The 23,614-nt window shown below is 44.5% G+C and carries 20 protein-coding genes; 5 read left to right on the forward strand and 15 right to left on the reverse strand.

Annotation, left to right across the window (positions count from 1 at the left end):
* Nucleotides 1-198: 198 nt before the first annotated feature.
* Genes ABEW32_RS06720 through ABEW32_RS06730 form a run of 3 tightly spaced genes read left to right on the forward strand, consistent with a single transcriptional unit; the run spans nt 199 to nt 3,280 of the window.
* Nucleotides 199-1,437, forward strand: a complete 1,239-nt coding sequence (locus ABEW32_RS06720; protein ID WP_430185901.1) for an aspartate aminotransferase family protein — start codon at nt 199-201, stop codon at nt 1,435-1,437.
* A 34-nt stretch (nt 1,438-1,471) separates the two neighbouring features.
* Complete coding sequence (gene gutB1, locus ABEW32_RS06725) at nt 1,472-2,521, forward strand: 2-amino-2-deoxy-D-mannitol dehydrogenase GutB1 (protein WP_430185903.1); 1,050 nt, start codon at nt 1,472-1,474, stop codon at nt 2,519-2,521.
* A 30-nt stretch (nt 2,522-2,551) separates the two neighbouring features.
* Nucleotides 2,552-3,280: an HAD family hydrolase gene (locus ABEW32_RS06730; protein ID WP_430185904.1), complete on the forward strand. Its 729-nt coding sequence runs from the start codon at nt 2,552-2,554 to the stop codon at nt 3,278-3,280.
* 504 nt (nt 3,281-3,784) lie between these two features.
* Here the strand turns inward: ABEW32_RS06730 and ABEW32_RS06735 are convergent.
* From ABEW32_RS06735 to ABEW32_RS06750, 4 genes are all read right to left on the reverse strand, one after another.
* A complete protein-coding gene (locus ABEW32_RS06735) occupies nt 3,785-4,396 on the reverse strand; it encodes a DUF1349 domain-containing protein (RefSeq protein WP_430185906.1) in 612 nt (203 codons plus the stop codon).
* 126 nt (nt 4,397-4,522) lie between these two features.
* Nucleotides 4,523-5,080 carry a GNAT family N-acetyltransferase gene (locus ABEW32_RS06740; protein WP_430186172.1) on the reverse strand — a complete coding sequence of 186 codons (558 nt, stop codon included), beginning with the start codon at nt 5,078-5,080 and terminating at the stop codon, nt 4,523-4,525.
* Nucleotides 5,081-5,135: 55 nt separating this feature from the next.
* The gene (locus ABEW32_RS06745) at nt 5,136-6,041 is read right to left on the reverse strand and encodes a D-alanine--D-alanine ligase (protein ID WP_430186174.1); all 906 of its coding nucleotides are present in this window, start codon (nt 6,039-6,041) and stop codon (nt 5,136-5,138) included.
* 35 nt (nt 6,042-6,076) lie between these two features.
* Nucleotides 6,077-7,585, reverse strand: coding sequence for an aminotransferase-like domain-containing protein (locus tag ABEW32_RS06750; RefSeq protein WP_430185908.1), 1,509 nt, complete (start codon nt 7,583-7,585; stop codon nt 6,077-6,079).
* Between the two features lie 251 nt (nt 7,586-7,836).
* On the opposite strand from ABEW32_RS06750, the gene ABEW32_RS06755 reads away from it, so the two are divergent.
* A complete protein-coding gene (locus tag ABEW32_RS06755; RefSeq protein ID WP_430185910.1) occupies nt 7,837-8,646 on the forward strand; it encodes a helix-turn-helix domain-containing protein in 810 nt (269 codons plus the stop codon).
* A gap of 48 nt (nt 8,647-8,694) precedes the next feature.
* Here ABEW32_RS06755 and ABEW32_RS06760 read toward each other — a convergent pair whose 3' ends face one another.
* From ABEW32_RS06760 to ABEW32_RS06785, 6 genes are all read right to left on the reverse strand, one after another.
* A complete protein-coding gene (locus ABEW32_RS06760) occupies nt 8,695-9,699 on the reverse strand; it encodes an aldo/keto reductase (RefSeq protein WP_430185912.1) in 1,005 nt (334 codons plus the stop codon).
* A 584-nt stretch (nt 9,700-10,283) separates the two neighbouring features.
* Complete coding sequence (locus ABEW32_RS06765) at nt 10,284-11,765, reverse strand: glycoside hydrolase family 5 protein (RefSeq protein WP_430185914.1); 1,482 nt, start codon at nt 11,763-11,765, stop codon at nt 10,284-10,286.
* Nucleotides 11,766-12,325: 560 nt separating this feature from the next.
* Nucleotides 12,326-13,330, reverse strand: coding sequence for a LacI family DNA-binding transcriptional regulator (locus ABEW32_RS06770; protein ID WP_430186176.1), 1,005 nt, complete (start codon nt 13,328-13,330; stop codon nt 12,326-12,328).
* Between the two features lie 177 nt (nt 13,331-13,507).
* Complete coding sequence (locus ABEW32_RS06775) at nt 13,508-14,572, reverse strand: polysaccharide deacetylase family protein (RefSeq protein WP_430185916.1); 1,065 nt, start codon at nt 14,570-14,572, stop codon at nt 13,508-13,510.
* 309 nt (nt 14,573-14,881) lie between these two features.
* Nucleotides 14,882-16,258 carry an MFS transporter gene (locus tag ABEW32_RS06780; RefSeq protein ID WP_430186178.1) on the reverse strand — a complete coding sequence of 459 codons (1,377 nt, stop codon included), beginning with the start codon at nt 16,256-16,258 and terminating at the stop codon, nt 14,882-14,884.
* A 341-nt stretch (nt 16,259-16,599) separates the two neighbouring features.
* Nucleotides 16,600-17,487 carry a LysR family transcriptional regulator gene (locus tag ABEW32_RS06785; protein ID WP_430185918.1) on the reverse strand — a complete coding sequence of 296 codons (888 nt, stop codon included), beginning with the start codon at nt 17,485-17,487 and terminating at the stop codon, nt 16,600-16,602.
* A 112-nt stretch (nt 17,488-17,599) separates the two neighbouring features.
* Here ABEW32_RS06785 and ABEW32_RS06790 point away from each other — a divergent pair, with 112 nt between their 5' ends.
* On the forward strand, nt 17,600-18,985 hold the full coding sequence (locus ABEW32_RS06790; protein WP_430185920.1) for an MFS transporter: 1,386 nt from the start codon (nt 17,600-17,602) through the stop codon (nt 18,983-18,985).
* A gap of 159 nt (nt 18,986-19,144) precedes the next feature.
* On the opposite strand, the gene ABEW32_RS06795 is transcribed toward ABEW32_RS06790, so the two are convergent.
* The 5 genes from ABEW32_RS06795 to ABEW32_RS06815 all read right to left on the reverse strand — a co-directional run bounded on the left by ABEW32_RS06795 (nt 19,145) and on the right by ABEW32_RS06815 (nt 23,312).
* A complete protein-coding gene (locus tag ABEW32_RS06795; protein ID WP_430185922.1) occupies nt 19,145-19,291 on the reverse strand; it encodes a DinB family protein in 147 nt (48 codons plus the stop codon).
* Nucleotides 19,263-20,057 carry an SDR family NAD(P)-dependent oxidoreductase gene (locus ABEW32_RS06800; protein WP_430185924.1) on the reverse strand — a complete coding sequence of 265 codons (795 nt, stop codon included), beginning with the start codon at nt 20,055-20,057 and terminating at the stop codon, nt 19,263-19,265. The genes ABEW32_RS06795 and ABEW32_RS06800 overlap by 29 nt, the downstream gene beginning before the upstream one ends.
* 225 nt (nt 20,058-20,282) lie before the next feature.
* Nucleotides 20,283-21,305 (reverse strand): AraC family transcriptional regulator, encoded by a 1,023-nt coding sequence (locus tag ABEW32_RS06805; RefSeq protein ID WP_430185926.1) that lies wholly within the window; start codon nt 21,303-21,305, stop codon nt 20,283-20,285.
* Between the two features lie 342 nt (nt 21,306-21,647).
* Nucleotides 21,648-22,670, reverse strand: a complete 1,023-nt coding sequence (locus ABEW32_RS06810; RefSeq protein ID WP_430185928.1) for an NADH:flavin oxidoreductase/NADH oxidase — start codon at nt 22,668-22,670, stop codon at nt 21,648-21,650.
* Nucleotides 22,671-22,883: 213 nt separating this feature from the next.
* Nucleotides 22,884-23,312, reverse strand: a complete 429-nt coding sequence (locus ABEW32_RS06815; RefSeq protein ID WP_430185929.1) for a MarR family winged helix-turn-helix transcriptional regulator — start codon at nt 23,310-23,312, stop codon at nt 22,884-22,886.
* Between the last annotated feature and the right edge of the window lie 302 nt (nt 23,313-23,614).

Consider the following 23,614-nt stretch of genomic DNA (forward strand, 5'->3'; position numbering starts at 1 on the left):
GATTCTGTTCCAGCGATTATCTCACGTATCTGTGAAATCGCAGGAACAGCCAGATTGCGGCTTCTTTGTCCATCAGGGCATGGAAGATAAATTTCTTGTTTTGAGGAGGTGAGTTCAGCCTCGTTAGCTGTAATAAGGCGTTCTATTTTATAAGGATGATTTAGTGAAATATATTTTCTGATATGGAGGGTAAATATCGTGCAAACCTTGACCAAAGAACGTTTCAGATACGGAAGAGGCATTACTTTGATTGATGATTCAGGCAAGGAGTATTTGGATGGCGTATCTGGCACTTTCAATCTGTCGCTCGGTTATAATCACCCTCATGTCGTCACCAAAGTACAGGAGCAAGTCGCCAATCTTGCACACATGTCTTCATCCTTTACCGAGCCTTACGTCGAGGAAGTCCTAGACCATCTAATCCAGTATGCCCCGAACGGCATTGATGCCGGGTGGATGAGGGATATTACCGGCTCCACGGCGAATGAATGTGCGGTGAAACTGGCTCAGAAATATACCGGAGCAACCGATATCATCAGCCTGCATCTGTCACATCATGGGCAGACCCAGTTCGCAACAGGTATTTCCGGCAATGCCTTTCGTCGCAAGAATTTTCCCAATTCAACTGCGGCAAATTCTCTGCATGTGCCTGCTCCTTACTGCTATCGCTGTCCCTTTAATTCTTCACCAGACAAGTGTGGTCATCATTGTATTGAAGCCATATCGGACGCCATTGAATATGCAAGCTCAGGCTCTGTGGCCTGCATGATTATTGAGCCCATTCTGGGCAATGGAGGTAACATCATCCCTCCAGCAGGATATTTCAAGCACCTTCGTCAGCTATGCGACGAGCATGGAATGATTCTGATTGCTGACGAAGTGCAGACAGGGATTGGGCGGACAGGCTATATGTTCGCAAGTGAGCTGTTCGACATCCAACCGGATATTATTACACTCGCCAAGGGTCTGGGTGGCATTGGCGTCCCGGTTGCAGCGGTATTGATGCAGTCTCGTCTCGATGTCCTGGAGAAGCACGAGCATTCCTTTACCTCAGGCAGCAATCTGATCTCGGTCACGGCAGCCAAATCCACGCTGGAGGTTGTAAGCGAGCCCGGTTTTCTGGAAGACGTCCGGTCCAAAGGAAGCCTGCTCGGATCCCTGCTGACGGAGATGGCCGACAAGCATGATTGCATTGGTGAGGCTCGTGGTGTCGGACTGATGTGGGGACTAGAAATTGTAGACGAGGATGATGCCCCAGATGCAGTGCAAAGCAATCGGATTATTGATCGTGCATTTGATGAACAGCAATTAATTCTCAGAGGTTCCCGTTACGGTTATGGCAATGTGGTCAAAGTAAGACCTTCCCTCACGGCTACAGAAGACGAGATTGTCGAAATTGTTAACCGGCTTGACGCCGTTCTGACTACGCTTCACTAACTATCTGCCCAACAGGCAAAAGGAGGAATTATTCATGCTTGCACTGGTATACAAATCAGCTTGGGATGTCGCACTTGAGGAAAGACCCATCCCGGAGATTAAAAAAGATAACGATGTACTCGTCCGGATTCGGGCGACAGGTGTATGCGGTACGGACCTAGGTATTATTAGCGGCAAATATCATGCCGTGCCGTCCACGATCTTGGGCCACGAATCAGCGGGAGATGTGATCGCTGTAGGATCAGCCGTCAGTTCACTGCAGCCTGGGGACCGGGTGGTAATTGATCCAACGTACTACTGCGGCCAATGCGAAATGTGCCGTACTGGAAGACAGAATCATTGCACACACAAATCCGTAACAGAGACCGGAGTTAGCGCCGACGGTACGTTCACCGATTATTATGTGACTGAGGACCGTTTTTTGTACAAGCTGAAGGATCATATCAGCTACGAAGAAGCAACGCTGACCGAACCGCTGAGCTGTATGCTGACCGGAATCAACCAGATTCACCTGTTGCCGAACTTCACAACCGTTATTCTAGGCGCAGGTCCGATCGGGATTCTGTACAGCTATGCTCTTGCTTCGAAAGGCGTAACTGGTTGCCTCGTTGACATCTCGGAGGAGCGGCTCGCCATAGCGGATTCTATTGCCCCCGAACGGTGGTCCGCGCACGCCACTCTGGAGTCAGCCATTCATGAGCTTGCTCCGGAAAAAAATCAGGTGGATATGATTGTGGATACCACAGGAGTGGTCGGCACTGAGGTACTAAGCCAGCTTGCGAGCGGCGGGTATTTGATGCTGGTGGGGCTGAGAGATGGGATAAGCTCGTTTAATCCGAAAGAGGTCGTTGACCGTAGCCTTAAAATCATCGGCTCGATTGATTCTCTAGGCACATTCTCCACGGCGCATTACCTGATTGAGCAACAGATCATTCCCGCCAAAAAAATCATCACCCACTCCTATCCGCTTGACGACTTCCATGAAGCCTTTAAGACGCTTGGATGCAATATCAGCGAGCGAACACTTCAGCCTTCGTCCCAAGCGATCAAGATTGTGCTGCAATCGAATGGCTCCGGCAACTAAATTCAGCTACTAACAAGGGGGAGAATGGACATGACGAGCATTCATCATGTTACACAGGCGAATCATGAATGCACAGGAGACCTATCAGCGTCCGTTCCAGTCAAAGCGGTCATTTTCGACATGGACGGGGTGCTGGTAGACAGCGAACCGATTTACTTTGAGGTCGAACGCAGCTCCTTTGCCCATTTCGGTGCGCCCATGACGGAAGAAGAGCATCACACCTATGTCGGCGTGACACTCGAATCCATGTGGCGTCAAGTGCTAGACAGGCATCAACTTACCAATACAGTGGAAGAGGTGCTTGCCTATCACCAAAAAAATGTGATGCAGACCATAACAGCATATGAGGGCCTGGTGGCGATTGACGGACTAGAACGGTGGCTGGACTGGCTACAGGAAAAAGGAATTCCAGTTGCAGTAGCTTCTTCCTCTCCGCGATCACTAATTAATCTCATTATGGAAAAAACGGGACTTGGTCGTTACTTTGACATTCGAATCACCGGGGAAGAGGTCCCCCAAGGTAAACCGGCACCGGACATCTTCCTATATGCCGCCGAACTGCTTGGCATAGAACCGGCCCATTGCGTTGTTATTGAGGATTCACGTAACGGTGTTCATGCAGCCAAGAGTGCGGGTATGCGCTGCATCGGTTTACACAACCCAGGCTCGGGGCAGCAGGATTTGTCCAAGGCTGATCATCGTATTTTCAGCTATGGTGACCTATGGACGCTAAAAGAGAGCTTGCCCTTCGGAGAATAGTTGCCTGTCAAGAGAAGGACCGTAAGGGCTGGAAGGCAATCCCCCTATAAATATATTAAACCGCTGATCTATAAATTGGATGAGGATACGTAAAATCACGCCCCATAGAGTACATAGTAGAGTATGTCATATACACTACCCTGTGTGCGCTCTATGGGGCGTTTTTGCATTAAATAAGCCCTGTTGAATCGAATACGTTACGGGTTCTTTCCCCCGCCTCAGCTTTGTAATTATTTTTTAACCTCATATCTGTTACGGAAAAAACTGAGTTTAGGAAAGACAAAATCGGAATTTTTAGAGTATGTATGTTTATGGTGTCAAGTAGTGGATTTCCGCTTTGGTCTTCCTTATCAGTCTCGGTTTTTATACCCAAATACACGGTTTCCCTGTTGGAGCCGTTAAAATACATAATATTATAAAATGCTACTCTTTAATCATATTGTATGTGTACAAATTACAAGTTTATGGTATCCATAATGCTTTGCTCAGCTATACAGTCGTTTTTCAATGATGTTCTACAGGAGGATCACTATGAAGGTCTTGGTCCCGCTCTGTAAAGTTCCAGCGAGTAAAGGTCACCTCAAAACCTTCGCGGGTTGGCGAACAGGTATAAGGACCGGCCTGATTTCCGGTGGTGTAGGGAAAACGCGCCACACGAATTGTTCGCCAGCCGTGGTGCTCCGTCCGTGCGCGAATAATCACAGCATCCTTGATGATGGAAGCGCGCAGGGTGACTTCTTCACCGACCCACTCCGGCACAGCCGCAAGCGACCAGTCAGAATATCCAGCGGTTACGACTGTGGAAAGCTGAGGAATGCCATCATTGATTTCAATCCCCGTCTTAATCCATTGCTCCGGGCCATGGTACAACAAAATACCTGCCTGATCGTAAAGCTCCGTAAATGATGCAAGTTGAAACGAAACCTCCACCGCCGTCTTGTGATTCCAATCCGATAATAAGGCGGACCCATCTTCAAATTCAAAACCATATAAAGTCTTTTTCCAGAAGTCTCTTCCCTTTTCAGGCGCAACCTTAAGGAAATCCCCCTCTTTCCGGGCATATAGAGGTGAATTGATCCAATTCCCTTCCTCCCATTGCATTCTTTTCTTAGTCATCTTTTTGTCCTCCTTTTTTTCAAATAAATATGTGTCGTAATGTCCTTATTATAGATAATTGTGGAGATATCTTAAAGAAGCCGTTAATATAAATGTCTTATCAAGATTATACTGAGAGTTAATTCCTTATGAATCTAGCATCAGATACCAATAGATCGCGACCTCGTCACTTTCTTTATCAAGGCCTCTGTAGACGTAGGAATCGAATCCACCGATGACAAAACCGCAGTTTTCATAGAATTGACATGCTCGAACATTATTATTTTGTGTCTCCAGCATGATTCCTGGCATTCCGCCATCCTTCGCCCAGCGTTTAGCCTGTTCGATGAGTTTCTTACCAATGCCGTGGCCTCTATATAGCTTGTCGACTTTGATATCTTCCACATAAGCATATTTGTTCCAATTCTTTTTCAGTACAATTTGACCTACGATTTGATTATTTACGAGTGCTAAATATATGACTTGATCGGGATTGCCAATATAGTTCGAATAATCCTCAACTGTATCTTCTTCAAACTGCTCGTCATCATAGCTTTTCTTACTAAAAGGCCTCTCCTCCACTGTATAACCGATTTGCTGTCCCGTTAATTGTAAGACAAGGGTAGAATCCACGATAAAGCTACCATCAAGATTTGTACCACACTCCTCGTCCTCAGCCGCTAGCTCTCTGATTAAAATATCCATATTCGTATTCGCCTCCTTCATCATCACCCCTATTAAACTTTCTCCCATTCCCGTTTCATTCATAAAGAGAGCTAGTAATAATACGGTCCAGCAGCTGCGTAAAGGCGATACCTGCCGCAGCTGCACTCTTGGGAAGCAGGCTGTTAGCGGTCATTCCGGGTAAGGTATTTACCTCCAGCACGTAAGGTACATTCTGACACAAAATCATATCGATCCTTGCATACACCTTGCACTGCAGTAGCCGATAGCTGGCCAGTGCCGCCTCGCGCACACGCTGCTCAATAACGGATGGAAGCTGGATCACCTTCTCCTCAGCACCGCCGGTCTCATATTTCGATTTATAATCGAACCATTCAGAATGGGCGGAGTGAATTCCTATAATCGGTAATACCTCGCCATCGACGATTGAGCAAGTAAGCTCCGTCCCTTTCATATAAGGCTCCACCAAAATCGTCTGGTCCAAATCGCAAGCCTCTTGAATTGCCGAATAAAGCTCCTTCTCATTATGCACGAGTTGGATGCCAATACTGGATCCCCCCATATTCGGCTTCACAATAACGGGGTAACCCAGTTGCTCTACCGCATGCTGATCATAGTCGCCCATTCCCTGCCAGCAGAGGCCGGCAGGTGTATGCACGCCTGCCGACTTCAGCAGCATCTTGGACAGCTGCTTATTCATGCATAGGCTGCTTGCCAGAACACCGCTCCCTGTGTAGGGAATGCCCAGTGTCTCCAGCGCTCCCTGCACTGTTCCATCTTCTCCATATCGGCCATGCAGCGCCAACAGCGCAAGATCGATGCCTGCGTGCTGAACCTGTACGATTAAATCCGCTGGTTGATCGATCACAATTGGAACCACCTCATAGCGGCTTCGGTCCAAATGATTCACCATCTCTTGACCTGTCTGCAGAGAAACCTCACGCTCAGTCGAAGTACCACCCATAATAACGCCAATTTTCATCATGACACCCCATTTTCTTAAAAATCATTGTGCAGTTACAGATTGTTCTTATGACCACATGCCTTATAAAGGTTACGCACCTGTTGGCCTATAATCTGAATCCCTCGCTCGATCTGTTCATCCGTTACTCGCGAAAAGCCAAGCCGTAAAGTATTCTCCCCTTCACCTGGTTGTATAAAAAACTTGTCTCCAGGTGTATATATAACACCTTGTTCAGTGCATGCTTCAAGCAACTCGCGTGTATTTACACCTGACGGGAAGGTAAGAAACACATGCAAGCCCCCGTCGCCAGATAGTTGTGCCTCGGGGAGATGGGTTTCACAGCATACCTTCGTATGCTCGTATTTGCGCTTATATTCCATACGTGTTCTTTTTACATATTTCTCAAAATTTCCATTGAGCAAATATTGATATAATATCGATTGATCGATTGTTGAGGTATGGATGGTGCGCGCACGCTTAATACTCTCCAAAGTGTCAATTAGCGCTCGATCTCCAAGCACCCAACCGACTCGCAAGCCAGGAAACAGCACCTTGGAGAAGCTACCAATATAGATTACTCCATTCCCTCGCCCTACTGTGGCTATTAATGGCGCAATATGCGCTCCTGAATAGCGCAGCTCCTCATTAAAACCATCCTCAATCACCGGAATCTGGTAGCGCAGCATTAAATTCATTACAGCGCTGCGCTTTGCTGGCGACATGACAATGCCTGTAGGATTGTGATAGGAAGGAGTCAAATAGGCCAGATCGAAGCTATTCTGCTTCTGCAATATGGCTTCAAGCAGCTCCACATTAATACCGTCCCGCTCCATTGGAATACCAGTAATTTCAAAGCCTTGTAGCTTTAAATTTTTGATCGCTGTGTGATGGGTCGGATTTTCACAAATTACCGCTCCGCGGCGCGATGAAGGGCGGAGTGCTGACAGCACAATGTCAAAGCCTTCTGTAAACCCGCTTGTAATCAGTATATCCTTGCTGCTTATATCGACGCCCTTATTCTCCATATATCCCATCAGGTAATCAATCAGCGGTTTGTAACCCTTGGCATAGCCGTAGTTGAGCAACACCTGCCCTTCGATTGCCATCCGATCCATAAAGGCTCGCCTTACATCTCCCAAATCAAACAGCTGCTCATCTGGAGCGATACTTGTAAACGAGATGGTTCCTTTTGGGGCGCGAATGCCCTGCTTCATCATATCAAGCTCTACAGCTGATACAGCGTACTTGCTCATTCTTGTCTTCCAATCAATCTGCCAAGCGAAGGAGGCGTCAGTCTCTTCATTATCCGCTACCGAACGGCCGATCATAGCGGCCACATAGCTGCCTTTACTTGGAATTGTATACGTAAATCCGTCGTCCTCCAGGCCTTCATAGGCTGCGATAACTGTGTTGCGGCTTACCTTAAGCACACCGCTCATTTCTCGTGTGGAGGGAAGCTTCTGATCTCTATGAAATGTCCCTTTTATAATTAAACGTTTAATATATTCTTTTACTTGTATCATGACCGGACGGTCACCAACGAGCTTAAAATCTTGGAACATTGTTCATCGCCCTCCATCTCTAATGATGGCATAGGTAACAAAAGAAAAAAAGAACCACCGCTCTGGACTTTTCATCCTTCGATGGTTCCTCCGATTTTATCCCTGCACGTCCTCATCCTATCCGTATCTCAAGATTATACTAATGATCCTTAAAACCAGAACAATACACTTCTTCTATGTGACTACATTTCGCGAGTGACTTTCAGAGTCTTATATGTCATGATTGAATATCAAGGGAGGCAAGCAATCAGATGGATATTCATTATTGTTACCATGGCAAACAGGTCTGTGAACCCAGCTATTCTTGGGGGCCCGGCATCAAAGGGCAATATAAAATCATGTTTATCCATGCAGGTAGAGGCATTTACCAGATTGACGGAAAGACCTTTCATCTTCAGCAAGGTGAAGGCTTTATCGTATACGACAACCTTCTTTGTTACATGGAGGCAGACCAAACCGATCCTTGGATTTATTCATGGATTGCCTTTTCAGGCGACGGGGTTATACCTCTATTTGAGCGTGCGCACATTTCTACCCTTCATCCCATATTCAGATATTCCCCCTTGTTTTGGTCTGATGCTTACTTGGATGAATTTTCCGCCTGCGATATGAAGCACAGCACCAGTGAACTGCGTAGACAGAGCATTTTGTTCAGGTCCCTCGCCGATTGGATCGAAATGTTGGTCGCTACAAGTCAACTACTGCCCGAGGTACGGCCCAGAGACGCCTATATCCGTAAAGCGGTCGAGTTTATTCGAATGAACTATAACCAAAGAATATCCATTTCCGAGGTCGCACGCATGGTTGGGATTGACCGTGTCTATCTGTCCGTCCTTTTCAAGGAAATTCTTAATGTTTCCCCACAACAGTACTTGTTGAACCTCCGGATGGACAAAGCAGGCGATCTGTTGGACAATTCGCAACTATCCATCACGGAAGTCTCCTATTCTGTTGGCTATAGCGACCCATTGCTGTTCTCCAAAATGTTTAAAAAAGTGAAAGGGCTTTCTCCATCACACTTTCGCACCAGGCTTAAAAGAGACAGTTCAATGGGTCTTTGAAGACTCGACTAGTTTGCCCGTGTAATGATTCGTGTTATTGCTATGATATTACCAAGGGACATCCCCGATATGATGCATAATTTGGTCGATCTCTTGAAGATCCGCTGCCGAAAGCGGGTCTGCGTGTACAGCGAGCACGTTTTCCTCGATTTGACCTACGCGGCTTGCACCGATTAGCACCGAATCGACACCGCCTTCGCGTAGCGCCCATGTCAACGCCATTTGCGGCAATGTTTGACCGCGACGCTTTGCAATCGCCTCCAGGCCACGGAATTTGTTAATTCGCTCTTGAGATACGGCCTCCGGTTTCAGTGTGCGCAGGCCTGTTTTGAACTCATCTTCCAGCTTATCAATGTATTTTCCCGTCAACTGTCCGCGACCAAGCGGGCAGAAAGCCACTGTGCCGGCTCCCACTTCAGCCAGTACATCCTGTAATCCGTTCTCAATCCACCGGTTCAGCATTGAATACATAGGCTGGTGGACGAGCAGCGGTGTACCAAGGCTCTTAAGGATCGCAGCTGCTTGCTTCGTCTCCTCCGGTCCGTAATTGGACAAACCAACATACAATGCTTTACCTGTTTTCACAGCATGGGCAAGCGCTCCCATTGACTCCTCTAATGGGGTATTGCTATCTGGACGATGATGGTAGAAGACATCGACATAGTCGAGTCCCATCCGCTGAAGGCTACGGTCCAGGCTTGCAAGCAGGTTTTTTCTCGATCCCCACTCACCGTACGGGCCAGGCCACATATAGTAGCCAGCTTTAGTCGAAATAAAAAGCTCATCCCGATAAGATGCAAGATCCTTTTTTAGAACGCTCCCAAAGGTCTCCTCGGCCGATCCGGGAGGCGGTCCGTAATTGTTTGCCAAGTCAAAGTGCGAGACACCAAGATCAAAGGCACGTAATATCATTGCACGACTATCCTCAAACGGTTTGTCCCCGCCGAAATTCTGCCACAAGCCCAGCGAAACAGCCGGGAGCTTGACGCCGCTCCGTCCAATCCGCCGATATTTCATTTGTTCGTACCGATTCTCTTGTGCGATATAAGTCATCTGATTTCATCCTTTCTAAAATACTAACCTCCGGCGTGCCCATTTCTTATACTTCATTACACGCCTCCGTACAGACATGTCATAAGGTTGAGGACCTAACCATAGGCAGTTCAAGTATATCTAACAATTCTTATGTATTGAATGTCACGGTGATAAAAGTGCATGGCATAATGTTATGAGATAATAGGACAGCTACTCAAAAGAAGCCAAGAGCGAATGATGTGCTCTTGGCTTGCTTGATGAGGGTACGAACTGTTCTCCTATCAGTTGTCTTTCAAAATTTAGATTATATGTCTCCGCAGCTGTAACCTTGTATTTCCCAGCTACAAAACACGGGTACTTCTTAAAGACCTATCAGGTATGAGATCATGTATTGGCACAATCGATAATGTGTTAAAGCTCTTGTCATTTGGTTTGGACAAGAGCTTTGTCGTACGTCTCTACTCTTTAATTTAGTCACTGTTTTATTGAATCATTCAACTGTCACTTTCCTCATTCCCCTACCATTTGCAAATAACTTGGTTGAAAAGATAACCTCACAAGATGGAGGTAAAGTCCTTTAACTTGGGAAATTTAAAAATGCGTTATTGAAGGGTCACATTGTCCACGTAAACGGCTGACTTACCGCCGCTGTTCGCTGAGGCGAGAAATTGTACGCCAATTTCCCTAACATCATCAAGATTGGGTACAGATGTAAGATTTAACGACAGTGTCGTACCTCCAGAAGAATTAATCTTGACGACTTGACCTGCATTCCAAGCCCAATCTGAGCCCGACTTGACATAGATTTTAGCGTAGATTCCGTCACCTGCGGAGTCCCAAGATGCATGCTTGACGGTCGCATTTAATGCTGCCTTACCACTAAGGTTGCGTTTTTGCGAGAGAAGCAGGTAGTGCTGGGAATTCGCAGACGTGTTGATATCCGCTTTAAGAGAATTACTGCCCTTGGATGACCACTCGTTCACGCTCCATGGACCATCAGCTATATTCGAACCAGTCCAGCCCTGCGTATTACCCTCGAAGTCATATAATGTGTTCGTGCTACTGCCACCGCAAGCCGTATTCTGCCGCCATTCGGCATACGGAGCGTGCCCGGCTAGAATGCTTTTCAGATAGTTACCGCCTGCTGTGAGACTCCCGTTCGTATTGAAAATACTGGCGCCTTCTGCCTTGTCATTGATCGCCCAGTTGGCCCATGACAGGTTATTCTGGTTCATCCAATCGAGCCATTGATTCGTGGAATCGTAATTAATGCCACCATCGCCATCCGCGTTAACAAAGCCCATCTCGGTAACAAACAGCGGAATACCCTTGCTCATTGCATAGTTGGCTTTGTCCCGCAGTGACTGAAAATGTGACCCAGCGTAAAAGTGCAATGTATAGGCGATATTGCCGGAAGAAGTAATGGGATCGTTCGCTGCCTGGTCCACATTCTGAGACCAGAATGGCGTGCCAACGACAATCAGATTATCGGAATGTTGACGAATGGCCGGAATAACTTGCTCGGCGTAACTTTTGATCGTCCCCCACGAGACTTGCGTAGGTTCGTTATAAATCTCGAAAATAACGTTATCATAGCTTCCGTATTCCTGAGCCATCCGGCTGAAGAAACTTTTGGCGGCATTGACATTGTTGTGCGCATCATGTGAATGCCAATCGATAATGACATAGATCCCCTTTGCAATTGCAGCATTGACCACCTCACGAACTTCGGATTCGTCGGCCGTGTTATACGGATTTCCGCTGGGGTCCACACCATATGCCGCTCTTACGATCTCCACCTGAAATTCATCCACCATCCGATTCACTGTGGCCGTATTCCAAAATGGACCGGACCAGTTACTCCAAAAAAGGCTCGACCCTTTGACCATCATAGGTCGATTCGTTTTGGAGCCGTTAATCTTGTTACCGCTTGCTTTCATTTCACCGAAATAGCTTACAGGGTTTGCGCAGGCAGCTGCAGAGACAGGCTTTGCAGGTATGGCTGCTTGAAGAAGCAGCGTTAATAAACTGAACAGAAGGGTCATGATTAACGGCTTGGCGAATGAATTGCTCGAAATTTTCATATTCTCTTCTCCTTTAATATGGAATAGACACACGAAAATTTTTCGAAAACGTTTTAGTTTTTAGAAACAACTTACTAGTTATGCGCTTTTCATAAAAGAATAATTTGTTGATTCTAAAGAAAAAAAATGAAATTTGATAAGTGGAAATTAAGTTTTACATCCTTAAATTTCCGAAAACGTTTTCGATAAATTCGAAGATGTAATTAATCCCTCATGTTAAAAAGATTCAATTGATTCATACCTTCATGCTTGCTCATATTTTACAGATAAAGCCCTTTGTCTCCCTGGTCATCACCTTCTTTCCAGATCATATCTATTCCAGCTTCCTCCCTCTGATGCAATACAAAGACTCTCCTTTATGCTTTAAGCTCGGGAATGAAACAAGAACGAACAAAAAGAATGTTTATTCTAAAGCAGAAAATATAAAGCGCTTACATCATAATTAAAATACAATTTGTTTTTGAATTTGTCAATTCTTAAAAATAATGATTAACATAATCTCACAGAGAAGCCGATGCTAACTCCAACAGAAAAAAGGAAAATACTTGCCGTTATCCTTGCTAATCCTTATATCGCCCTGTCGAGTCTCGTATAACGAGATCTGCCGGGACAATCTCCGTTGGCGGTGAATAATCGGGATTTTCAATCATTCGGATGAGATGTTCTCCTGCTTTCATCCCCATTAGAGTGATGTTCTGATTGATCGTCGTAAGCTTAGGCATGGACAGCTCCGCATAGAATGTATTGTCAAACCCAACGACGGAAATGTGATCAGGAACTCGCATTCCGATTTCGCGGATTGCTTCGATCGCACCAGTCGCCATATAGTCGGAAGAGCAAATCACACCGGACGGTGCTTCTGAAAGCTGTAACAGGCGCTTCATCGCCCTATATCCACCTTCAATGCTGTAATCCTCCACCTCTACGTATTTGGCGTAGTAGGAAAGATCATTTGAGCGCAACCCTTCCTGATATCCGGAAAATCTCGTTTGACCGACCAGACATCCCATATCCCCGGAAATAAAGGCTATACGTTTATGTCCAAGTTCCACCAAATGCTGAACACCTAAGTAGGCACCTCTGCGATTGTCAGCTGTCACATATCCGGTTCTAGGTCCCAGCAGATCGGTATCGATCATCATCGTCGGCATCTCAGCCTGAAGCAGATCCAAAAAATTCTGATTGGTTCGGTCAACCCCAAACATGATAACCCCGTCTACATTGCGACTGATGCAATGCTTAGTAAAGGTATAATCAGGGTTGCTCAGATTTGGTGATAGAAAGAGCAGATCATAGCCGCTATCTTCAAGGGATTTTCTTAATCCATCAAGGAGTTCTGAAATAAAAGGATTCGTGAAAAAATCCAGCAGGAACATCCCGACCGTCCAGGAACGCTTCTTCACGAGGCTTCGAGCAACGACATTCGGCTGATAGTTCAGCAGCTCAATCGCCTTGTTCACTTTATTCCTCGTTTTACTGCTGACATCAGTATAATTGTTGATCACTTTGGATACCGTCGCAACCGATACCCCTGCTTGCTTAGCCACCTCATGAATAGATGCCAGTAGACTCACCCCAAACCAAAATAAACGAATTACAGACTCAGTACATAAACAATTCAATTTTATTATACGCGATGCTCAGCCTTATGGGAAACGTTCAGTAATATCGTTAAAACAAAAAAAGCCGCCAAATGGGCGACTTTCAAGTGTGTATGTTTTTGGCTGCTTTTTCTTCCGATTCTAGTTGATTTCCAAATAATCAATGTATGCATCCCATGTTCCGTTATCAGCTGTTATAACGAGCTCAATCTCTTGATTTCCGGTTCCATGATTGATATTGGCCAGGGTATAGACAGCAGGATTGCTCCCGCCGAAGTAAAAAGTCCCCCTCGTCTGTCCACCGATTTTCAAGTCGACTCTCGCCATATTAGAGTTATTCGAAGCACCACGGAGTGAAAAATTATGGGTGCCGCTTGCAAAAAACTGCGTGTATTTCACCAAGTCATTGTTGGAGTATAAAGCGATCCCGTTGAACGGCGTGCTGATATTTTCCGTGTACTGACCACCCTTGGTCATACTTTCGGCTTCCACTTTCGTGCCTGTGCTCGGAGGAGTTGTAGTGCTGTCAGGCGCCACTGCACGACCGGTGCTCGGCGAGATCTTGCCAGCACATAAGCTACGGTTCTTGAGATTTTGTGCAATCTGTGGAATCGCTTGGAGCGTTGTCTGGTACTGGTCATGCATCAGGATTACGTCGCCATTTTGCAACCTACCTGCGGCGGCTACGATTTGGGCGGTAGTAGCACCGTTCCAATCCTGGGAATCCACGTTCCACAGCACTTCAGTAAGATTGTTTTGGCTTTCGATGGACTTCAAAGTCGCGTTGGTGGCACCATACGGCGGACGGAACAGCTGTGGTGCAGTTCCGGTAATCGACTGTATCGCCTGCTGGGTCCGTGTGATTTCCGACGACATTTGCGAGTTATTCAACGTAGTCATATCTGAATGCGTATAGGAGTGGTTGCCGACCCACATGCCTGCGGCTGCTTGGTCGCGAACCAGAGATGGGTTATTCTGCGCGTTCTGCCCGATGTTGAACATCGTGGCACGCAAGCCGGCCTGTTTTAGCGCAGCAAGCAGTTTTGTTGTGTTACTGTTATTTGGCCCATCGTCGAACGTTAGACCTACGTAACCATTCGCGCAACTGGTATCGGCAGCACTGGCGACAGGCATCATCGGCACGGAAAACAACGTACCAATGAGCATTAGAGCCATTGTCCCTTTTACTAGCTTTGCTCTGAACATAAATACTACCTCCTCTTAAAAAATACTCCAAGATTTTGATTGAAAGGTGCTCCATTTGCATTTCCCTGCTCTGTCACGTATTAAACTGCTAAAAATAATTTCATATCTCCTTTAATGTAAACGTTTACGAATAATATTGTATCACCGAATTCTTCCTACTTAACCTATAAAGATTTAACCTTATGCTGTAAAAACTTTAGTTTGTGATGTCTGAAACTTGTGAGAAGTGCGTAGTCCTGAACAGCGGACTTTCTGGAACAAAAAAAGCTGACACTCATTAATGTCAGCTCTGTAGAAATTCTTATTTACTTATTGATGATTCAAGGAAGCTTGTTCTCCCTTGAATACAATCAGGAAAATGACACCACATGTAATTATCGCGGCTAAAAGCAGTAACGTCAAATTGCTGTACAGATACACTGCAGCGTCAGTAACGATTGGGAGCATAGGAAAGTTGAACCTAAGCTGTGTTAGCAGTCCGCCTACAACTGCGATCCCGATCCCTTCTGCCAAAAAACAGGAAAAATTTAAAAAACCCATACCTGAGCCTGATTCATCAGCACTTAACGAGTCTGCGACAATGGTTGAGATGACCGTTTTGACAAAGGATAGTCCACCAAAAATCAAAACCAATGCTCCTGAGATGATCCAGATGCTACGATCCGCGAAAAGTGAAACGATCAAAAGTCCTGTACTAAGAAGCAATAGCCCTGCAACCATAACAAAACGAGCTCCCTGCCCATCGACCAAAGAACCACCAACGATCCCGAAAAGAATCACGCTAATCGTTCCTGGAAACAGCACACCGCCCCCGATAAGGCTTGTTGACATCTGGTGTACTTCTCTCATCATGTAAGGGATCATAGACATAAATCCTGCAACGGTCCCTAGAAGTACTCCCCCTACAAATACGCCCACGATAAACCTTCTCTTTTTGAACAAAGCAGGATCCACAAAAGGTTCCTTAGCTCTTCGAATTCTCAGCACAAATCCTATAAAGAGAATGATACTGGTGATCAAATACCACCACTCATAATGTGTTGTAAATAAAGTGAACGCAACCATTCCAAGAACAAAGAACAGGCCTCCCAGAAAATCAAACCCACCTTTTTTCACAGGTTCGTCGGGCAGCGTTCGTAAGAAAAACGGTAGTGTGATTAGCGTCATCATCGGTAGGAAAAACAGATAGGACCAATGCACATAGTCCGCAATCCAGCCTCCAAGTATAGGACCAAAACCCTCCCCCAGTGCAACGGTCGATCCGATCATTCCAAAAGCCTTTCCTTGATGCTGTTTTTCAATGCTTTTGGCAACGATGACCATAATGAGTCCAGGGACAGCAGAAGCACCTGCTCCTTGGATAAATCGCGCGGCAAGCAAAATCGGGAACCAGGCATGAAAAAGCAAGCCGATTAGCGATCCCCCGCCGTATATCATCATACTGATGAGTACTAGTTTTTTTACGCCGTAAATGTCCGATATTTTTCCGTAAACGGCAGTCCCTACAGCAAAAGAAAGAATGAAGCTGGTATTGACGTAATTTGCGGCGGATGGCTCAATTCCAAATTGAGCGGCAATGTCGGGCAAAGATACGTTAAACACAGTTTCATTTAATACACTGAAAAATGCAAGCACGCACAGCCAAATCAAAGATTTAGGTATGCGTTCCTCCATTGATTTTTCCATCATGCAAACCCCTTAAGAGTACCAGGGATCACGCAGTTTATAGGGCCAGTAATGCGTTATCCCCTTTTATTTGTGCCCTTCTTTTCACTATGTACTTCATTCTAACGCCTCCACAAAATAAAAGTAAAAATCTGTTTAATTGCAATTTACCTAACCATATTATCACTAAAATAATAAAAATATCATCTGTTATTTTTGATGATAATCATTTCATGACGAGGTAAAACAAAAACGGTTAGTTCCTTCTCGTTGGATTACAATGTTTAGCCTCTGCGCTATCTTATTAACGCAATCTCCTACTTATTTATGTTCAATGGTAGATCATCAAAACATATATGGAATTAGTTTGTTTTATTAGAAATAATATCAAAATATTTCACAACTATCTCGCGGAATTCCTGAGCAGCCCGCGAAATATACCGATTCCTATTCCATAATAAAGCAATCTCCCGTATCAATTCGTGATTCTCTACCTGGAGGTATTTGAGATGTTCCTGCGAATTTCGTGCCGTGCTCGGTATGAAAGCTATGCCAATTTCGGCTTCCACAAGAGTACTTAACCTTGCAGGTTCATCCCCCTCATACACATATTTAGGCACAAATCCTTCCGACATGCATACAGAGTCCACCAAATCACGAGTACCATAGCCTCTCTTTACGCCGACAAACCATTCTTCCCTTAGCTCTGTCAAGGATACACTATTTCGATCCGCAAGCCGATGCCCCTTTGGAACAGCTACAAGAATGGGGTCGATACATACGATTTTACATTCGATGTCATTCCCTTCAACAGGAGGTGAAGACAAGCAAAAATCAACTTCTCCTCTATGAAGAAGTGTAACCATTTCCTGTGTGGTTAGCATTTGTACATGAAATTGAATATTGGGCCGTTTTCTCCGAAACTCTCGAAGAATACCTGGCAATGTGCTTGCGGTGGTCACTGCCAATTCGAGAGCTCCGTGTTCTGGGCTGGATAAGTCGCTAAGCTCCTGCTTCCCCTGTTCTAATTCAAATAAAGCTCTTTCTGCGCGGTAAAGGAATCTGCTTCCAAACTCATTTAATCGCAGTTTTCTCCCTGTTCGATCGAATAAAGGGACTCCCAGATCTTCCTCCAAGCGTTGAATCGTTTTGCTGAGCGACGATTGAGTAACGTGCAGACTTCGTGCAGCTTCGGTTACATGTTCCAAACGAGCTACCGTGAGAAAATATTGCAGTTGAAGAAGTTCCATTTTGCATCCCCCATTCATTCCCTTAAATCAATGAGATTATATCATCAAATGCATTGGAATAAATAATCGATTTCAAGTACGATGACATTAATTCGCTATGGGGGGGCCAGAAATGAGTGTTCGCAGCTGGTGGTTAATGATTTCAGTTGGTCTAGGGATATTATTGAACCCATTAAATTCTTCGATGGTTTCTGTTGCGATTCCAAGTCTGCAAAATGTGTTCCAACTTGACTTTACAGGTGTTTCCTGGATTATTTTTTCTTTCTACATTGCAAGTAGCATAGCTCAACCTATCATGGGAAAGGCCAGCGATTTATTCGGCCGTAGGAAGATGTTTCTTATTGGCCTTGTTGTTGCCTTCATTGCATCATTATTAGCTCCGTTGTCACCGACCTTTGGATGGCTCATCGTGTTCCGCATTGTACAATCCATCGGAACAAGCATGATGGTGGGGGTTGGAATGGCCATTGTTCGAATTCATATTACAGAGAAACAAGCGACTGCGCTGTCTGTTTTGTCCATTTTCCTATCAGGAGCGGCAGCAATTGGACCCTTTATTGGCGGGGTTTTGGTTCATTGGTTGAATTGGCCTGCCATCTTTTTCATCAATATTCCGTTTGTGGTAGCCAGCTTTCTGTTGGCTTGGAGGAATATTCCTAAGGACGAATCACCAACTTCCGTTGCACGCAACATGTCCTTTCGTGAATGGTTTGATTTAATTGATGTAAGAGGGATCCTGCTCTTCACATTAGGGCTGGTTGCCCTGCTCGTTGGATTACTCTCGGCAAAATCATCTGGGCATATCTCGTTAGACAACGTCATTGTCGGGTCAATAGGCCTCGTTGCGCTGGGGGCATTCGTACGATATGAGTTAAAAGCGACGTCACCCTTTATTCCTTTACGCACGTTCGCCAAATATCCTGCGTTGACTTGGGTTAATGTCGAATTCATGCTCGTTAACGTACTCTATTACTCGCTTTTTTTCGGGCTTCCGTCCTACTTGCAAGTGGTGAGGCATGTAAGCGAGTTCCAAACAGGGATTCTCATGCTAAGCTTAGGCTTGTGCTCGCTAGCTGCTTCTCCAATAGCAGGACGATGGATTGATAAATCAGGACCCAGACCGGCATTACTGGTATCCGCAATCCTGATGACATTGGGATCTGTGTGGCTTGTAACATTAAATCCAACTTCTCCGGTGATCAGCGTGTGTTTGGCTTTGGCTGCATTCGGTATTAGCAACGGACTGAACAATGTAGGTATGCAAGCAGCCTTGTTCCAAAGTTCTCCAAAAGAAATAATCGGTGTAGCATCGGGATTATTTAATACATCAAGATATCTGGGAACCATTTTCTCTTCATTGTTGATAGGTATCGTAATGGGAGGTAAGTTCAGCTTCGAGGGATTTCAAGTGCTTGGGATTGTCCTTACGGTAATTGCATTGACTTTGGTATTCATGAGTCGACGACGCCGGGAGTCAGGATCATTGCCAGAGTCATAGGTTCACCGTTTCTTCAAATAAACCCTTCTACTCTTTATTTAACGTTAATTTTTTAACGAAATAGAAAGGAGTTTAGTTAAAAAACAGCCGAGCGATCGGCTGTTTTTGGTAGCGATTGGTAGCTGACAATAATTCCAGTTCACAGCCCTAATCCAGCTCTCAAATCCCTTTATGCAAAGGTAAATTAGCTTGTCTCATCAGGACAGTCATTTGCGCTCGATGGTGTGCTTGATGCACTACGGTAAAACGCAGCGAAGCCGTGTTCGCAGTAAAAGTATTAAAAAATAGTTGGCACCATTCCCCCATCTATACGGATTGGAGAGCCCTTAAATGCGGCTGCATAAGGACTACATACAAATGTAGCTAGTCTACCTATTTCTATAGGTCTAATAAATCGCTGTATTTCAGATTGAGGCAGGTTTGCAGCCATAAATTGTTTCTCTTTTTCTAAAAAAGTCATATCTTCATTGGCGTAAATACCCTCAATAATTTGGTGTACATTTTCAGAGAGCGTTGGTCCTGGCATAATTGTATTGACTGTAACTTCTGCTCCTATTGTTAGCTTAGATAAGCTTTTTGACAGTGATAACAGCATTGATTTTGTCATACAATATTGTGGCATTTGCCCTGAAGGCATGATTGCTTCTTCACTCGCAATAAAAATAATACGGCCATAATTGTTTTTCAACATTTTAGGTAAATAAAATTTAGATAATCCGTTTGCAGCAAGAACATTAGTACGGAAATATTTTTCCCATACTTCATCGTCAACGTCTTCATACTGCATAATTTCATAAATCCCCATATTATTCACTAAAATATCGATATTGGAGTGTTTTTCAAACAAAACCTCCCTTTGCTTCTGATCCACAATATCGGCTGTAGCATTTTGAGGACAGGTCATTGGAAAATTTGCTTTTATTTCATTTACAGTTTGTTCTACCTCTTCATTATTCCGTCCATTAATAAGTACATTCACACCTTCTTTGGCAAGCTCAATGGCTATTGCTTTACCTATACCTTTCGTAGACCCTGTAACTAAAGCTGTTTTATTGTTTAATCCCATATCCATACTACTTTTCTTCCTTTCATTCGTTTATCATGCAAGCAAACTCGTAGTTTAAACAACCTTAAGCTCTGGTATCTGATTATATTACCTTGGGCAGCAATGCTCAGTAACTAGCATATTGCGCCAAAGATCTTGTTTAACACGCCAGATGGATATGGTCGGTAATTACAAGCTCTCTGTGAATGAATGAGTTGGGAAACTATAACAGATAGTCGATCTTCCTAGCAGTTATTTTGATATCGAGTTGGTATCTAAATGTGCAGTGCGCCAATTTGAAGGAGTATTCCCTTCCCAAAGACGAAAAGCGCGGTAAAATGAGTTCTGGTCTTCATATCCAATCAAAAAGGCCACTTCTTTTATATCAAGCAAGGGATCTGCCAAGTATTCTAGTGCCTGCTCATGTCTAGCTTGTGTTAACAGTTGCTTAAAGCTTGTATTGTCGTCAGTAAGCCGGCGCTGCAAGGTACGATCGCTCATTCTAAGCTCCTTCGCCACAGCCTGAATATCGGGGCGCCCTCCGGTGAGGCTACGTTTTATAATCCATTTGACCGTCTCAGTGATTGAGCGGCTGCACTGTTCATCCAGCGATCGGTCCAGAGCGGGTGTGAGAATCTCTAACAACTCTTGGTTATATGAGACAAAAGTCCGGTCCAGATCTCTTCGATACAACGTCAATCGATTACATTTTGCACCAACTCGAACACTACACCCAAAATAAGCTTCAAGAGCCTGTACATCGCCCATGGATTGCGAAAATTCTACGAGCTGCGCTGTCAGAGGTTGACCCGTGCCTCGGCGCCCAAGCTCCAGAAGACATGCAAGTGTAATCCCCGTCAGCATCGCTGGACCGGACTGTTCGGTATATTGCCATTCCAGTTCGATTGTGCAGTGCTCCCCCTCCTCGATGACACGTAAGGTTTCGGGAGGACATAGTTGTTTGTACCGAGCCATTCGGTTTAGAGCGTCGCGGTAGTCACGAGCGTGGTAAGTCGCCAAGACGGTCGGTGGGTACTTCGCTGTTTCAAAGACAGTTGCAAGCTTGACGATTCCTTTCGCAGTGTCACCAATGAGATCGGAATATGCCTGCCAGATCGCGAAATATTGTACGCTTGTGACTACGGGCTCATGAATAATGGTGAGCGGCAGTCTTGCTTTACAAGCTACGTCGTGAGCGGAAATTCCTAATTGATATAAACTTGTCCAAAATCCTGGTGGAATTTTAATATGGTCAAAAGTATAAGACTCCTTCATACATACAGACCTCCTTTATTTACTTCCATTTTACTTGCTAATTGCCCGAATCATATTACACATAAGAATACTCATAAGTCCATTAAGGAGTTTGAATTAACGAATGAAAGAAAGAATTAATTTGGGGAATCCGGTAAGGAATTATTGGAAACCATCTTTCTTCTTCAATCTCTGATCATTCCAGTATAATGAATTTTGTTAATATATGCTTACTGAAGGTTAGACCACCATAAATAAAAAAGCAACCGGCATGCCGGTTGCTTTGGAGTCACTTCTACTTCCAAGTTTATTTTCAAGAACACATGGGTGTATCATCGTGTATGTTAAATTACTGTGTTAATATCAAAAACCTGTAGTATACTGTTTCGGGATTGATGTTTCTTTTTTCAAGTTTGTTGCGGCCTCAAGAGCCCAATAAGGGTTTCTTAGCATTCCTCTCCCAACAGCTACAAGATCTGCATCCTCATTTCCTACTACAGCATTAGCCAGGATTGGATCATCGAGTCTTCCGACTGCAATGACAGGAACTTCGAGTGCTTGTCTGATTTCTCGAGCAAGTGACACCTGATATGCTGCGTGACTGCCTGGTCTACCCCACGCAGCGATAGGTCCTTCTCCGCCTGAAGAAATATCAAAAATATCTGCCCCTGCTTGCTGATATTCTTTGGCAAAAGAAATGCTTTCTTGAATACCATATCCACCTTCTACGTATTCTTTTGCGGAAATACGCATGATAAGCGGCATGTCTTTTGGCATTTCCGCCTTGGCTGCCTGAATAATTTCCCGACCAAATCTTGTGAGATCCTTCCCGTATTCATCATCTCTTTGGTTGGTAAGTGGAGAGTGAAATTGATGGATTAAGTACCCGTGAGCTCCATGTATTTCAATGGCATCAAATCCGGCCTTCACAGCACGTGCTACAGCACCGCGGAACTTCTCCACCATTTCTTTAACTTCTGGTGTTGAAAGAGCTCTAGGTAATTTAGATTTCTCATCAAATGGAATTGCAGATGGAGCAACAGGCACTTCAGCATCCTCTGCTTTACGACCAGCATGAGCAATTTGAATACCTACTTTTGCTCCATAACTATGGCAAGCATCTACAATTCTTTTCAACGCAGGAATCTGCTCATCAGACCACAACCCTAGGTCAAAGTCAGAAATGCGTCCATCCGGTTCTACATCAGTCATTTCAACTATAATGAATCCAGTTCCACCTATTGCACGACTTACGTAGTGCATGAAATGCCAATCGGTAGCTATACCATCTTTCTTGTCAACAGAATATTGACACATTGGAGGCATGAGGACCCGGTTCTTTAATTCCAAGCCTTTAAATTTATAAGGACTAAATAAATCTTTCATTAAGAAAGACCCCTTTCTAGGTTTTATAGCAGGCATTATTGAATGTATGCACATGCATATAATATAGCATGCATTTTTATGTTGTCAACTATCTGTTTAAACGATGCGTTTACACAAATAAAGGCCTAGAGATTGTATTCTCTAGACCCGGAGTTAAATTTGCTCTAGTCAAGCACTAACTTTCGTATCAAGCTTTAATATTGTATGAAAGAATTAAATTTTTTCAATGAATGATTGTAATTTTGGTTTCAACTCATCTTTTAAGAGAGCTGACTTCAAAACTTGGTTGAAGGTTTCGAGCGCTCTGTCAAATTTCTTTTCGCCAAAATCAGTCATGCTTGTATAGATTCCCCTACGATCATCTTCACATATATGTCTTTGCAAAGCTCCGCAGCTTTTAGCTTCCATTCTGACTACAAGCCTAGATAGTGCACTTTGACTTAATCCAACCATCTCTTGTAACTGCTGCAATCTCAATTTCTTTTCTTCCGTTTGAGATAAGAAATACAGAACCAAAAATTCATTTAAGGATAGACTATAATTTTCTTGAAGTGCACGTTCCACTTCGTCGTTTATATTCGATTGGAGTTTAGTAAGGGACAGCCAAACATTTAAAAGTTCAGTATCAGTGTTGTTTTGCATTTCGACTCACCCGTTCTATTCTAAAGTATAAATAACACATATTATTAGAGTCATTATAGGGAATAATTCATTCTATCAGGGTTACCTGAAATGGTCAAAACCTCAGAACGGATAGAGGTTATAAACAGAAATCATGTCACACGGGTAAACTCATGATAACAAGTATTAATTTAATCGCATTTTGACAAAATATAGACGACAAAAGCCGTAAGTCCCCAGTGTTATTGGAGACTTACGGCTCTTTTAGGTTGCCCCAAGGCCATTTGACAGCTTTGGGGCAGTTGAACTTGGGGCTTATTGCT

The organism is Paenibacillus jamilae, from assembly GCF_050482105.1.
In the GTDB taxonomy this organism is placed as follows: Bacteria; Bacillota; Bacilli; order Paenibacillales; family Paenibacillaceae; genus Paenibacillus; species Paenibacillus jamilae_B.

What these genes read in the sequence shown, in the direction of transcription:
- gutB1 (WP_430185903.1), top strand. Translation starts at nt 1,472, where the DNA reads ATGCTTGCACTGGTATACAAATCAGCTTGGGATGTCGCACTTGAGGAA.
- ABEW32_RS06730 (WP_430185904.1), top strand. Translation starts at nt 2,552, where the DNA reads ATGACGAGCATTCATCATGTTACACAGGCGAATCATGAATGCACAGGA.
- ABEW32_RS06735 (WP_430185906.1), bottom strand. Translation starts at nt 4,396, where the DNA reads ATGACTAAGAAAAGAATGCAATGGGAGGAAGGGAATTGGATCAATTCA.
- ABEW32_RS06740 (WP_430186172.1), bottom strand. Translation starts at nt 5,080, where the DNA reads ATGGATATTTTAATCAGAGAGCTAGCGGCTGAGGACGAGGAGTGTGGT.
- ABEW32_RS06745 (WP_430186174.1), bottom strand. Translation starts at nt 6,041, where the DNA reads ATGAAAATTGGCGTTATTATGGGTGGTACTTCGACTGAGCGTGAGGTT.
- ABEW32_RS06750 (WP_430185908.1), bottom strand. Translation starts at nt 7,585, where the DNA reads ATGTTCCAAGATTTTAAGCTCGTTGGTGACCGTCCGGTCATGATACAA.
- ABEW32_RS06755 (WP_430185910.1), top strand. Translation starts at nt 7,837, where the DNA reads ATGGATATTCATTATTGTTACCATGGCAAACAGGTCTGTGAACCCAGC.
- ABEW32_RS06760 (WP_430185912.1), bottom strand. Translation starts at nt 9,699, where the DNA reads ATGACTTATATCGCACAAGAGAATCGGTACGAACAAATGAAATATCGG.
- ABEW32_RS06765 (WP_430185914.1), bottom strand. Translation starts at nt 11,765, where the DNA reads ATGAAAATTTCGAGCAATTCATTCGCCAAGCCGTTAATCATGACCCTT.
- ABEW32_RS06775 (WP_430185916.1), bottom strand. Translation starts at nt 14,572, where the DNA reads ATGTTCAGAGCAAAGCTAGTAAAAGGGACAATGGCTCTAATGCTCATT.
- ABEW32_RS06780 (WP_430186178.1), bottom strand. Translation starts at nt 16,258, where the DNA reads ATGGAAAAATCAATGGAGGAACGCATACCTAAATCTTTGATTTGGCTG.
- ABEW32_RS06785 (WP_430185918.1), bottom strand. Translation starts at nt 17,487, where the DNA reads ATGGAACTTCTTCAACTGCAATATTTTCTCACGGTAGCTCGTTTGGAA.
- ABEW32_RS06790 (WP_430185920.1), top strand. Translation starts at nt 17,600, where the DNA reads ATGAGTGTTCGCAGCTGGTGGTTAATGATTTCAGTTGGTCTAGGGATA.
- ABEW32_RS06795 (WP_430185922.1), bottom strand. Translation starts at nt 19,291, where the DNA reads ATGGGGGAATGGTGCCAACTATTTTTTAATACTTTTACTGCGAACACG.
- ABEW32_RS06800 (WP_430185924.1), bottom strand. Translation starts at nt 20,057, where the DNA reads ATGGATATGGGATTAAACAATAAAACAGCTTTAGTTACAGGGTCTACG.
- ABEW32_RS06805 (WP_430185926.1), bottom strand. Translation starts at nt 21,305, where the DNA reads ATGAAGGAGTCTTATACTTTTGACCATATTAAAATTCCACCAGGATTT.
- ABEW32_RS06810 (WP_430185928.1), bottom strand. Translation starts at nt 22,670, where the DNA reads ATGAAAGATTTATTTAGTCCTTATAAATTTAAAGGCTTGGAATTAAAG.
- ABEW32_RS06815 (WP_430185929.1), bottom strand. Translation starts at nt 23,312, where the DNA reads ATGCAAAACAACACTGATACTGAACTTTTAAATGTTTGGCTGTCCCTT.